The sequence below is a fragment of the Stenotrophomonas sp. genome (assembly GCF_036662295.1).
Taxonomy (GTDB): Bacteria; Pseudomonadota; Gammaproteobacteria; order Xanthomonadales; family Xanthomonadaceae; genus Stenotrophomonas.
Genome location: NZ_JAVWXA010000116.1, coordinates 1 through 12,343 on the forward strand (window position 1 = coordinate 1; position 12,343 = coordinate 12,343).

At 68.7% G+C, this 12,343-nt stretch carries 13 protein-coding genes; 7 read left to right on the top strand and 6 right to left on the bottom strand.

Translation table 11 applies throughout. The annotated features are described in order from the left end of the window. Positions 1 to 704: S1 RNA-binding domain-containing protein (locus RSA25_RS16710; RefSeq protein ID WP_332809971.1), on the top strand; the 704-nt coding region annotated here is incomplete at its 5' end. Positions 705 to 884: 180 nt separating this feature from the next. On the opposite strand, the gene RSA25_RS16715 is transcribed toward RSA25_RS16710, so the two are convergent. Further along, entirely contained in the window at positions 885 to 1,898 is a 1,014-nt protein-coding gene (locus tag RSA25_RS16715) for a hypothetical protein (RefSeq protein WP_332809972.1), read from the bottom strand. Between the two features lie 252 nt (positions 1,899 to 2,150). On the opposite strand from RSA25_RS16715, the gene RSA25_RS16720 reads away from it, so the two are divergent. Together RSA25_RS16720 and RSA25_RS16725 are read left to right on the top strand one after the other, a co-directional pair. Beyond that, positions 2,151 to 3,335, top strand: a complete 1,185-nt coding sequence (locus tag RSA25_RS16720; RefSeq protein ID WP_332809973.1) for a glycoside hydrolase family 18 protein — start codon at positions 2,151 to 2,153, stop codon at positions 3,333 to 3,335. Positions 3,336 to 3,362: 27 nt separating this feature from the next. After that, complete coding sequence (locus tag RSA25_RS16725; protein ID WP_332809974.1) at positions 3,363 to 4,946, top strand: winged helix-turn-helix domain-containing protein; 1,584 nt, start codon at positions 3,363 to 3,365, stop codon at positions 4,944 to 4,946. On the opposite strand, the gene RSA25_RS16730 is transcribed toward RSA25_RS16725, so the two are convergent. From RSA25_RS16730 to RSA25_RS16750, 5 genes are all read right to left on the bottom strand, one after another. After that, positions 4,915 to 5,991, bottom strand: a complete 1,077-nt coding sequence (locus RSA25_RS16730) for a serine hydrolase (protein WP_332809975.1) — start codon at positions 5,989 to 5,991, stop codon at positions 4,915 to 4,917. The genes RSA25_RS16725 and RSA25_RS16730 overlap by 32 nt on opposite strands. Before the next feature lie 85 nt (positions 5,992 to 6,076). Then, positions 6,077 to 7,654 (bottom strand): PepSY-associated TM helix domain-containing protein, encoded by a 1,578-nt coding sequence (locus tag RSA25_RS16735; protein WP_332809976.1) that lies wholly within the window; start codon positions 7,652 to 7,654, stop codon positions 6,077 to 6,079. Between the two features lie 10 nt (positions 7,655 to 7,664). Next, complete coding sequence (locus RSA25_RS16740) at positions 7,665 to 7,928, bottom strand: hypothetical protein (protein WP_332809977.1); 264 nt, start codon at positions 7,926 to 7,928, stop codon at positions 7,665 to 7,667. Beyond that, complete coding sequence (locus RSA25_RS16745; RefSeq protein ID WP_332809978.1) at positions 7,928 to 8,227, bottom strand: hypothetical protein; 300 nt, start codon at positions 8,225 to 8,227, stop codon at positions 7,928 to 7,930. The genes RSA25_RS16740 and RSA25_RS16745 overlap by 1 nt, the downstream gene beginning before the upstream one ends. Then, entirely contained in the window at positions 8,221 to 8,388 is a 168-nt protein-coding gene (locus RSA25_RS16750; RefSeq protein WP_332809979.1) for a hypothetical protein, read from the bottom strand. The genes RSA25_RS16745 and RSA25_RS16750 overlap by 7 nt, the downstream gene beginning before the upstream one ends. Before the next feature lie 346 nt (positions 8,389 to 8,734). Between RSA25_RS16750 and thrS the strand changes: the two genes are divergently transcribed. The 4 genes from thrS to rplT all read left to right on the top strand — a co-directional run bounded on the left by thrS (position 8,735) and on the right by rplT (position 12,152). Beyond that, on the top strand, positions 8,735 to 10,639 hold the full coding sequence (gene thrS, locus RSA25_RS16755; RefSeq protein WP_332809980.1) for a threonine--tRNA ligase: 1,905 nt from the start codon (positions 8,735 to 8,737) through the stop codon (positions 10,637 to 10,639). A gap of 63 nt (positions 10,640 to 10,702) precedes the next feature. Continuing rightward, on the top strand, positions 10,703 to 11,227 hold the full coding sequence (gene infC / locus RSA25_RS16760; RefSeq protein WP_332809981.1) for a translation initiation factor IF-3: 525 nt from the start codon (positions 10,703 to 10,705) through the stop codon (positions 11,225 to 11,227). Positions 11,228 to 11,584: 357 nt separating this feature from the next. Further along, complete coding sequence (gene rpmI / locus RSA25_RS16765) at positions 11,585 to 11,782, top strand: 50S ribosomal protein L35 (RefSeq protein WP_017355265.1); 198 nt, start codon at positions 11,585 to 11,587, stop codon at positions 11,780 to 11,782. Positions 11,783 to 11,792: 10 nt separating this feature from the next. Next, positions 11,793 to 12,152, top strand: coding sequence for a 50S ribosomal protein L20 (gene rplT / locus RSA25_RS16770; RefSeq protein WP_017355264.1), 360 nt, complete (start codon positions 11,793 to 11,795; stop codon positions 12,150 to 12,152). The last annotated feature ends 191 nt before the right edge of the window (positions 12,153 to 12,343 follow it).

Consider the following 12,343-nt stretch of genomic DNA (forward strand, 5'->3'; position numbering starts at 1 on the left):
TGGTCAAGGAAGGCGAGCGCTTCGTCGTCCTGTCCGACATCCTGGGTGACGAAGACCACCTGGGCGACATGGACTTCAAGGTGGCCGGTACCGCTGAGGGCATCTCCGCCCTGCAGATGGACATCAAGATCGAAGGCATCACCGAAGAGATCATGAAGCAGGCCCTGCAGCAGGCCAAGGCTGGCCGTCTGCACATCCTGGGCGAAATGGCCCACGGCCTGACCGCCCCGCGCGAAGAGCTGTCGGACTACGCGCCGCGCCTGCTGACCATCAAGATCCACCCGGACAAGATCCGCGAAGTGATCGGCAAGGGTGGTTCGACCATCCAGGCCATCACCAAGGAAACCGGCACCCAGATCGACATCCAGGATGACGGCACCATCGTCATCGCCTCGGTCAACGCCATCGCCGCACAGGCGGCCAAGGCCCGCATCGAGCAGATCACCTCGGACGTCGAGCCGGGCCGCATCTACGAAGGCAAGGTCGCCAAGATCATGGACTTCGGTGCGTTCGTCACCATCCTGCCGGGCAAGGACGGCCTGGTCCACGTGTCGCAGATCTCCAGCGAGCGCGTCGAGAAGGTCGGCGACAAGCTGAAGGAAGGCGATGTGGTCAAGGTCAAGGTGCTGGAAGTGGACAAGCAGGGCCGTATCCGCCTGTCCATGAAGGCCGTCGAAGAAGGCGAAGGCGCGGTCGCCGAGTAATCGGCCACCGATCCGCCGGCAGGTGGGGACCGTGGGTCCTCACGCTGCCGAGTAAATGAAAAAGCGGGCTTCGGCCCGCTTTTTCTATGCGCTTTTCCTGGTCCTTCGCCCACCCCAACGGTAGGGCCGGCCGCTGGCCGGCATCACCCCCCGCGCGACCCAGCCGGCACTCGCACGGCGTCATGACGGCTCGTCGCCATCCCCATCCTCGTCCCCCCCGCGCCACCACACCGTCCCTTCCTGTGGCGCGCTCTGCTCGCAGGCCGGGCTCTCGATCGCGTCCACGCGGCGCCCGGGGCCGGCGGCCACCCAGTTGGCCAGCAGCCGTTCCACCGCCGCCTTGCCCTGCGCGCCGATGCCCAGGTTGCGCTCGACCTGCCAGTCATCGTTGCTGGCAACGCGATCGTCATGCGTGTGCTCGTCGTCGTCTTCGCCGTTGACGTGGCCCACGCCATAGCTGCAGCGCAGGCACAGCGAGACGATCGACGCCGTCCAGTCTTCCACGTAGCCGATGCCCGGCAGTTCGGCCGCGCGCAGTTCGTCCAGGTCGTCCGCCGACGGGCAGCGGATGAAGGCCACGAACGTGCGATGGTCCGAGCGCTCCAGGATCTGCAGCGCGTTGAACACCGGCACCACGCCATCATCCAGTGCGCGCTCGCCGGTCTTGGCACCGTCGTGCAACACCACGTCGAACAGGCGGTGGCCCGACTCCGGCAGCGGCACGTTCATCAGGCGCGCGCGCACCACGTCGATGCGACGTGCGAACACCGTTTCGCCCTCGGCCCAAGGGTTGAGGCGCACGCTGATCATCCCGAAGTCCTGCTCCACCGGGCCATCGCCCTCGGCGATACGGATGCCGCACTGCGCCCATTGCCGCCGCGCCTCCGCCCAGTCGCCCAGCGCCGTGGCGGCGATGCCCGCGTTCCAGGCCGCGCCCTCATCCCGCTCGGTCTGCAGCGCCTGTGCCTGCAGGTTGTGCTGCAGCGAGGCCGGCCAGTCGCGCAGGTACTTGTGCGCCAGCCCGCGCATGTAGTGCAGGTAGCCCACGTGCGGGGCATGCGTGGCCAGCTCGCCGAACAGCGCGCTGGCCTGCTGCAGCTGGCCCTGGTCGAACGCCGTGTAGGCGCGCGCCTCCAGCGCCGCCAGTGCGTCGTTGTCCGGGGCGATGTCGGGCGTGTGGTGCGGGTCGGTCATGGGCGTGCGGCATGGGGAATTGCCGTCACCTTACCGCGTTGCGGGCGCCATGCATCGTCTGCCTGGCAGACAGGTCGCGACCCGATAAGGGGGTCCCGGCGGGCGTGTGCTGTCCGCGGGATGACCTCGTCCGGCCAAGCACGGATGTCCGCCGGACCGGATCGCAGGACATCGTGCCGACCGCCGTGCAGGGCGGCCCGCGCAGCGGCATCGAGCTGCTAACGTGGCCTCGCCCGTGATCGAGGAAGTGCCATGTTCCGTCCTGTCCTGCCGTTGCTTGCCCTGCTGCTGCTCACGGTCATGCCACGCGTTGGCATCGCCGCCGACGCGCCGCCCAAGGTGATCGGTGCCTACTACCCGGCTGGCTCGGCCGAGCGCTATCCGATCGCCCGCGTTCCGGCCGACACGCTGACCCATCTGTTCTATGCGTTCGCCACCATCGAAGACGGCCGCTGCGCGGTGGATGCGCAGGCCGACGCGCACTTCCAGGCGCTGGCCGCGCTCAAGCGCGCGCATCCGCACCTGCACACGCTGATCTCGATCGGCGGCTGGAACGCCGGCGGTTTCTCCGATGCCGCGCGCACCGCCGAGCGCCGCCAGCGCCTGGTCGCCTCGTGCGTGGCGCTGTTCTTCCAGCAGCATCCAGGCAGCTTCGACGGCGTGGACATCGACTGGGAGTTCCCGGTGTACGGTGGCCCGACCGACATCACCGACCGCCCCGAAGACCGCCGCAACATGACCCTGCTGGTGCAGGAATTCCGCCGCCAGCTGGACGTGGCCGGCGCCGCGCGCGCGCAGCACCTGCTGTTGACCGCCGCCTTGCCGGCCGGCCGCGTGCAGACCGACGGGCCTTACGACCCGGCGCGCAGCTACGAGATCGGCGCGTTGGGCCGCGTGCTCGATTTCATCAACCTGATGAGCTACGACATGGGCACCGGTTTCTCGCCGGTGTCCACCTTCAACGCCCCGCTGCGCGAGGTGCCCGCCGATCCGCTGGCACCGGCGCAGCGCCGTTGGAACAACGTCGAGGCGGCCGTGCAGTACTACCGCCAGCAGGGCGTGCCCGCCGACAAGCTGGTGCTGGGCGTGCCGTTCTACGGGCGCGGCTTCCGCGTGACCGCCGACAGCGCCGATGGCCTGTACCAGCCTTACAGCGCGCCGTTCGATGCCGGCGACTGGGCGCGCATCCGCAGCCGCTTCCTCGACCAGCCCGGCTGGCAGCGGCGCTGGCACCCGGTGGCGCAGTCGCCGTGGCTGTACAACCCGGCCGAGCGGATCTTCATCAGCTACGAAGACCCCACGTCGATCGGCTTGCGCGCCGGCGTCGCCAAGGCCACGGGGCTGCGCGGCGTGTTCACCTGGGAGCTGACCGGCGACGACGCGCAGGGCAGCCTACTGCAGGCGATGGCAGCCCCGTTCGCGGCCCCGGCGAAGTAACGCGGCGGCTGGCTTATGCTGGGCGGCATGGAACCGGTCTGCCTGCTCGACCTGCATATCGACCGCGCCGCGCAGGTGGTGCGGCGCGGCGATGCCGTGCTGCCGGTCAGCGGCCTGAGTTGGCGCCTGCTGGACTGCCTGCTGGCCCACGGCACCGCCGTGGTCGGCTTCGATACCCTCGCCGAGGACGTGTGGGCACCGGCGGTGGTTGGCGAAGATGCGATCAGCCAGCGGGTGAAACTGCTCCGCCAGGCGCTCGGGGATGACAGTCGCCAGCCCCGCTATGTGCGCTCGGTGCGCGGCCGGGGCTACCAGTTGTGCGCACCCCTGCAGCCGCCCCCGCGCGAGACGGTGGCCGCCGCGGCACCGCATCCGCCGCGCCGTCGCCGGCGGGTGCTGGCGGCGGCCGTGGCGGCGACGGTTGCGGTGGCGGTGGGCGTGGTTGTCCTGGCCTGGCCGGGTACCGGCCCGCGCTCGCCGGCCGACCCGCTGCTGCAGCGGGCCGAGCATTACGCGGGCATCGGCCAGGCCAGCAACAACGCCCGTGCCCTGGCGCTGTATCAGCAGGCGCTGCAGGTGGATCCGGAACTGCCGGCCGCGCGGCGCGGGCTGGCCCGCGCACTGGCGGCGGAGACGTGCCTCTACAACGGACCCGCCGCGCAGGCGCAGCAGGCGGTGCTGGAGGCCAACCGGGTGTTGCGCGGGTTCCCCGACGATGCCGCCGCGTTTGCGGCGCGCGGTTATGCCTACGACTGCCTCGGCGCGATGCCGCGCGCGATCGCCGATTACCAGCAGGCCCTCCAGCGCGATCCGGACGACGAACGCACGCGCGCGTCGCTGGCCTACCTGCAGCAGGAGCAGGGCCATCTGGCGCAGGCACTGCAGGCCAACCTGGGGCTGCGCGCGCCCGAGCGCGTGCGCTTCCGCGAGGTGCAGGTGGCGCGCGAACTGGAGCTTCTCGGCTTCACCGATGCCGCCGCGCGCCGGCATGAGCGCAACTTCCAGCTGTATCCGGACAACGTCTTTGCCAACATCGCCTGGCCGCGCAGCCTGCTGCTGATGGGCGACCCGGCCCGCGCGCGGGTGGTGCTGCAGCAGGCGGTGGCGCGCGGCACGCCGCATCCGCAGTTGTTCCGCCTGCAGGGCGAGCTGTGCCTGATGCAGGGCGATGGCGCGGGCGCCGCGCAGGCATTCGAGCGCAGCCGGCAATTGCGTCCCCAGCAGTCGATGGGGCAGACGCTGGCCGGCCTGCATGGCGCCACGCCGGCCAGCCGTGCGTGGCTCGATGCACGCCTGGCGGCGCTGAACGGGCAGGCCGGGGACGGCTGGCCGGACCTGGCCGTCGAGCGCGCCCTGCTGCAGCAGGCCCGCGGCGCATCCGGCCCGGCGCTGGTGGCGTTGCACCAGGCCGTGGATGCTGGTTTCCGCGATGCGGCGTGGCTGCGCGCCACGCCGTTGTTCGCGCCCCTGCGCACCGCCCCGGGCTGGGCGCCATTGCTGGCCCGGATCGAGACCGCCGTGGCGGCCGAGCGTGCGCAGGTGCTGGCCGCCCACTGGCGGCCAGGCGACCTGGACGGGCTCAGTGCAGGGCCGGCAGCAGGAACTCGCTGAGGATGCGCCGCGACTGCGGGTGCGCGTAGCTGCGGTTGTAGGCGGTGCTGGTGACCACGGCCACCTGCTTCTGCCCGGGGATCACGAACACGTAGTTGCCGCCGTTGCCGGACATCGCCCACACCGTGCGCTCGCGCCCCTGCACCGGCAGCGTCAGGCCCCACCACTGGTAGCCGTAGTCGCTGCCATCGCCGGTGCTGGCCTGTGCGCTGACCATCGCCGCCACATAACCGGCCGGGATCAGCGCCTTGCCCTGCCACTGGCCGCCGGCCAGCACCAGCTCGCCGAGCCGGGCCAGGTCGCGGCTGCGGTAGCGGGTGCCGCCACCGCCCATGCCGATGCCCTCGGGCGAGCGGTTCCAGTGGCTCTGGGTGATCCCCAGCGGTCGCTCCAGGGCCTGGGCGGCATAGTCGGCCAACGGCATCCGCGTGGCCCGTTCCAGCACCGCGCCCAGCACGAACGCATTGGCCGTGCAGTACGCGTGCGCGCGCCCATGCGGGCTGTCCTGCGGCCGCGTCATCCACGGCGCGAAGCCCTTGACCGGCAGCGCCAGGGCGAAGTCCAGCCAGCGCTCGGTGACGTACATGCGCTCCTCGTGGCCGGCCGAGAACGCGTTTTCGTCGTCGCACTCCCACAGGCTGCTCATGGTGAGCAGGTCCTCGATCGTGGTGGCGCGCAGGCGTGGGTCGACCGGATGGGCCGCGGTGAACTCGGGAAAGTAGTCGTAGACGCGGGCATCCACGCCGGGCAGGTGGCCATCGCCGATCGCCGCGCCCACCAGCATCGCGGTGACGCTCTTGCTGGCCGAGCGCACGTCGTGCAGCGTCTCGGCGGTGGCGCCGTTGAAGTACCGCTCGTAGGCCACCGTGCCGTCCACCACCAGCAGCACGCTGGTGACCTGCTTGATGTCTTCGCGGGCGATGGCCGCTTCCAGCGCGGCCAGCGGCGCGCGATCCGGCGGCAGCGGGGCGCTGCGTGCGGGCAGGGGCAGGGCGGCGGCCAGGGCCAGGATCAGGGCGGTGCGATGGGGGAAACGGATGGGCATGGTGGGACTCCTCGGAAAGGAGCCCGACTACGCCACGGCCGCGACTGAAGTGCTGGAAAAACCCCTGAAGATTTCTGAAGCCCTGTCAGGGCAAGGGCTTGGCCGGGCGCGCCCACACGCTGTTGGGCTCGCCCTGCACGGCGCGACGGCTGCTGGCGCGCGCCATCGCGGCAAAACCCATCGCCATCGCCAACGCCACCCCGTCCACCCAGAACAGTGGCCAGTAGCCGCGTGCGGCGCTGGTCCACAGCCACAGCCCGCTCATCGCGCCGTGCACCAGCGGGATCAGCGCGGTGACGATGGCCGCCGCCCACAGCAGCTCGCGCGCGGCCTGCCACGGCGCGCGCAACGCCGCCCACAGCGCGCAGCCGCCCCAGACCAGGAAGCAGGTCCAGCGCATGCCGGCGTCGGCCTGGGCGGGGGCCAGGTAGGCCAGCAGCTGCACGCTCACGAACGCCGCCGACACCGCCACGCACAGGCCGATGCAGACCCCGACCGTGGCCCGTGCCATGTTGACCTGCGCCCGGCCCTGGGCCTGCTGCCGGCGCTTGCGCCGCGATTCGATCCACAGCAGGTTGCCCGAATAGAACAGGAAGGCGCCGCCCAGGCCCAGCGCAAAGTACAGCCACGGCACCAGCCCGTTGCCGAACTCGCCGAAGTGCAGCGCATAGGCGGCCGCCAGAGTGGCGTGGTTGGCATCGCGCCGCCCCGGCAACTGGGTGTGCAGCACCTGCCCGGTGTTGGCATCCATCGCCACCGCGCCCAGCGGCCCGAGTGACAGCCCGCCGTCGCCGGTGATCTCGATCACCGCGTTCGCATCGCCGGCGTTGGCCAGCTTCAGGTAGGCCGGCTCGAATCGCGCCTGGCCCTGGTCATGGGCCACCGCGATGGCGCGCGCATGCAGCATCGCCAGGCTGCCCGGCCGCACCGGCTCGCCGGCGGCAGCGCGGATCGGCGCGGTATCCATCGCCGCCGGCAACGCGCCCAGCAGCTTGCCCTCGAAGACCAGCGGATTGAGCGCGGCCATCTGCAGGAACACCAGGCACAGCAACGCACCGGTCACCGCGAACAGCAGGTGGAAGGGCAGGCTGAGCACGCCGATCACGTTGTGCGCGTCCTGCCACATCTGCTTGAGGTTGCGGCCCGGGCGCAGCGCGAACAGGTCGCCCAGCAGCTTGGGCAGGTGGATCACCAGCCCGGACAGCAGCGCCAGGCCGTACAGCAAGCTGACCATGCCCATCAGGTAGATCCCGGCCACTGGCAGGCCGAGCGTGTAATGCAGCTCGTTGACCAGCTCGGCCAGGCCGGCCTGCGGCGGGGTGGGGCTGCCGTCGTACTGGTCGGGCCAGGCGAACAGCCAGGTGCCCTTGGCGTCCTGCCAGTAGGCCACCGATTGCGGCGTCTCCGCGCCCGGGAAGGTCATGCCGATGTGCTTGCGTGCCTCCGGGTGCCGTGCCAGCACGCCGTCGAGCAGGCGCTGCGCGTCGTCCAGCGTCTGCGCCGGCTGCGCCACCGCATGCGGCGACTGCCACAGCGGCAGGTCGTGGTGGAAGACGGTGATCGCGCCGGCATAGAACGCCACGAACAAGGCGAAGCCGGCCACCAGGCCCACCCAGGTGTGCAGCGTGGTGAAGGTGCGCAGGGTGATTGAACTGAATTTCATCGAGAACGTCCTAGGCGACCCAGTGCAGGGCGCGCAGCAGCCACAACACCGCAAACCCGGCCAGCGCCGTGGCGCCCAGCCACGCCCAGGCACGCACGCCGGTACGGAAGGCGAAGGCCCACAGCGCGGCCAGCATCCACAGCGGAATGAAGGCGATCAGGCTTGGCACGATGGCCGATTGCCACGGCCCCGGCGGCAGCCAGGCGACCCACCCGGTGGCCGCGGCGGCCACGAAGAAACCGGCGACCAGGCCGGCCAGCACACGCGCCCACATCAGGGGCGTGCCTCGCGCCCGGGGCGGTGCCAGGCCGCCAGGTAGGGCAGTGCCAGGGCCGTCAGCATCCAGCCGCCCAGCGTCACGCACAGGCCGGTGGCCAGGCCCAGCTGGCCCATCCACAGCCACAGCGAGGTGGCGGCGGTGACCAGGCCGATCTGGCGCCCCAGCCGGCCCGCGCGCCGCAGGCGCGGCCACCGGCAATGCGGTGAGGCCGCATAGAACGCCAGCGCCGAGAACGCCGACGCGCCCGCGGCCAGGCCGCCGTACAGCAGCGCGAGCAGGGCCTCGCTCACCATGGGTTACGGACGCTGGCGGTGACCTGCACCGTGTCCAGCGTGCGGGCCGCCTCGCCGTCCTGGGCCAGGGCCGACAGCGGCGCGGCCAGCAGGGCGGGCTGCAGCGCCAGGGGCAGCAGGCGGGGCAGGGTGGGGCGGGCCGGGCGGGCGGCACGGTTCATCGGGAATTCCTTGGAAAGCCAGGCGTGGCGGGCATGGAGACCCGTACGCGCATGGTAATCATTGCTGTTTTCATTCGCCACATGGCCCTGTTCAGTTGCGTCCGCGGCGAGCACGGCAGCAATAAAACCGGCTTTGGTTTAAGATCCAAGGCGTCCGAACCGAGGCAACAAGGTGGCCCGCGCCAAGCGCCGGTCCAGCGTGCGACATGAGCACTACCACCGCCCACCGCTGAACGCACCCGACGGCTCCTCCAGCAGGCGCCCGCGTGGCGCTTTTCTTTTGTCCGGTTCCCCTGAATCCGTCTTCCCGGCCTGCCGTGCAGGCCCCCCAGCACAAAGCCCAGTCATGATCGCGATCACGCTCCCCGACGGCAGCCGCCGTGAATTCGAAAACCCCGTCAGTGTCATGGACGTCGCCCAGTCGATCGGCGCCGGCCTGGCCAAGGCCACCATCGCCGGGTCGGTCGATGGCGTGCTGGTCGATGCCAGTGACGTGATCGACCGCGATGCCAGCCTGCGCATCATCACCGCCAAGGACGAGGAGGGCGTGGAGATCATCCGCCACTCCTGCGCCCACCTGGTTGGCCATGCGGTCAAGCAGCTGTACCCGGACGTCAAGATGGTGATCGGCCCGGTGATCGCCGAAGGCTTCTACTACGACATCTACTCCGAGCGTCCGTTCACGCCCGAGGACATGGCCGCCATCGAAAAGCGCATGGGCGAGCTGATCACCCAGGACTACGACGTCATCAAGAAGGTCACCTCGCGCGCGGAGGTCATCGAGATCTTCAAGGCCCGTGGCGAGGACTACAAGCTGCGCCTGATCGAGGACATGGCCCCGGAGATCCAGGCCATGGGCATGTATTACCACCAGGAATACGTGGACATGTGCCGCGGCCCGCACGTGCCCAACACGCGCTTCCTGAAGGCCTTCAAGCTGACCCGCATTTCCGGCGCGTACTGGCGCGGCGATGCCAAGAACGAGCAGCTGCAGCGCATCTACGGCACCGCCTGGGCCGACAAGAAGCAGCTGGAGGCCTACATCAAGCGCATCGAGGAAGCCGAGATGCGCGACCACCGCCGCATCGGCAAGCAGCAGGAGCTGTTCCACCTGCAGGAAGAGGCGCCGGGCCTGGTGTTCTGGCACCCCAAGGGCTGGGCGCTGTGGCAGGTGGTGGAGCAGCACATGCGCCGTGTGTACCGCGACAGCGGCTACGGTGAAGTGCGCTGCCCGCAGATCCTGGACGTGTCGCTGTGGCAGAAGTCCGGCCACTGGGACAACTACCAGGAGAACATGTTCTTCACCGAGTCGGAGAAGCGCACCTACGCGGTCAAGCCGATGAACTGCCCGGGCCACATCCAGGTGTTCAACCAGGGCCTGCACAGCTACCGCGACCTGCCGATCCGCTACGGCGAGTTCGGCTCCTGCCACCGCAACGAGCCCTCCGGCGCGCTGCACGGCATCCTGCGCGTGCGCGGCTTCACCCAGGACGACGGGCACGTGTTCTGCACCGAGTCGCAGATCGAGGCCGAAGTGACCGCTTTCCACCAGCAGGCGCTGGCGGTCTACACGACCTTCGGTTTCGAGGACATCCAGATCAAGATCGCGCTGCGCCCGGAAAAGCGCCTCGGCGATGACGCCACCTGGGACAAGGCCGAGGCCGCGCTGCGCTCGGCGCTGGGCAGCTGTGGCGTGGAGTGGCAGGAACTGCCGGGCGAGGGCGCCTTCTACGGCCCCAAGATCGAGTACCACCTCAAGGACGCCATCGGCCGGACCTGGCAGCTGGGCACCATGCAGGTCGATTTCATGATGCCCGGCCGCCTCGGCGCCGAGTACGTGGACGAGAACAGCCAGAAGAAGCACCCGGTCATGCTGCACCGGGCCATCGTCGGCTCGATGGAGCGCTTCATCGGCATCCTGATCGAACACCATGCCGGCGCCTTCCCGTCCTGGCTGGCCCCGACCCAGGTGGTGGTGGCCAATATCACCGACGCCCAGGCTGAATACGTGAGCCAGGTCAGGAAAACCCTTGCAGATCAAGGCTTCCGGGTGAACGCCGATTTGCGCAACGAGAAGATCGGATATAAGATTCGCGAGCATACGCTGCAGCGGGTCCCGTACCTGCTGGTGGTTGGCGACCGTGAGAAGGAAAATGGCGCCGTGGCCGTGCGTACGCGCTCGGGCGAAGATCTGGGCAGCATGTCCGTCCAGGCCTTCATCGAGCGGTTGCAGGCAGAACAGTCCGTGTAAGAAAGTCCCGGCCCTGCGGATGATCCGCACAGGGCCGGTTTGATTCCTCTGGGAGATTGCAATATCAGTACCCCTGACAACAAACAGAACCGCAAGAATCAGGAAATCCGGGTGCCGCGCGTCCGCGTGATCGGCAGCGACGGAGAAATGATTGGCGTGTTGACGCGTGACGAAGCGCTGTCGATGGCCGAAGACGAAGGTCTGGACCTGGTCGAGATTCAGCCGCAGGCTGATCCGCCGGTGTGCAAGATCATGGACTTCGGCAAGTTCAAGTTCGAAGCGCAGAAGAAGGCCAACGAGGCCAAGAAGAAGACCAAGCAGGTCGAGATCAAGGAAGTGAAGTTCCGCCCGGTCACCGATGAAGGCGACTACCAGATCAAGCTGCGCAAGATGCGCGGTTTCCTGGAAGAGGGCGACAAGATCAAGGTCAACATCCGCTTCCGTGGTCGTGAAATGAGCCATCAGGAACTGGGTCGCGAGATGGCCAACCGGATCGAAACCGATCTGGGCGAGGACATCGTGATCGAGTCCCGTCCGCGCCTGGAAGGCCGGCAGATGGTCATGATGATCGCGCCGAAGAAGAAGTAACCGGCCGTCGGGTCCGCCCGACCAGACGGGGCAGCGCCGGGCCATGCCCGGCCGCACGCCCCGCCATGCCCAGTGGCCCGCGCCCGTCCCGTTCAGGTTCGGGCGCGCTGCGGCAAACATCCGCCCAATCAAGCGTTTGCAACTGCCCGTCATCACGGGCATAATGGGCGGCCCCGTTTTGCGGGGGTGCTGTTTTGAACGGTTTTCCGCCCCGCAAGGGCACGCTGTTTCAATGGCAACAGGACCGGCCTGGTTCCCATCGGGGATCCCGGGCTTACAAGCAGGCAAGGGCACGGACGGAAAGTGTGGCAATGCCACCGCCCTGGTCAGTGACAAAACATCATCAAGGACATTGCAATGCCCAAGATCAAGACCAACCGGGCGGCGGCCAAGCGTTTCCGCAAGACCGCCTCCGGCAAGTTCAAGGCTGGCCATGCCAACCGTAGCCACATCCTCACGAAGAAGTCGACCAAGCGGAAGCGCAATCTGCGTCAGACGAACCATGTTCGTGCAGAAGACGCAGGCCGTTTGAACCGTATGCTTCCCTACCTCTGAGGACTGACCCATGGCACGAGTAAAGCGTGGCGTACAGGCGCGTCGCCGCCACAAGAAAATTCTGACCCTGGCGAAGGGCTACTACAACGCTCGCCGCAAGGTCTTCCGCGTTGCCAAGCAGGCCGTGATCAAGGCACAGCAGTACGCCTACATCGGTCGTAAGCAGAAGAAGCGCAACTTCCGTTCGCTGTGGATCACCCGCATCAACGCGGCGGCCCGCATCAACGGCCTGAGCTACAGCCGTTTCATGAATGGCCTGCTCAAGTCCGGCATCACCCTGGACCGCAAGGTGCTGGCTGACATCGCCGTGCACGACGCCGCTGGTTTTGCGGCACTGGCCGAGAAGGCCAAGGGCGCGCTGGCGGCATAAGTCCATTCCCCCGCCGTTGCCGCAGTCGCGCAGCGGTGGTGGGTAAGGCAAATGCATGGGGAAGGGCGCAAGTCCTTCCCCATTCTTTTTTGTGTTGGCGGTGGCCCTCCCGGTGCCATCGATCGACAGCGGTGGCGACGGGGGTCGGCCCGACGCGCATCGCGATGGCATACCGACGCGAGGCTCCGGCT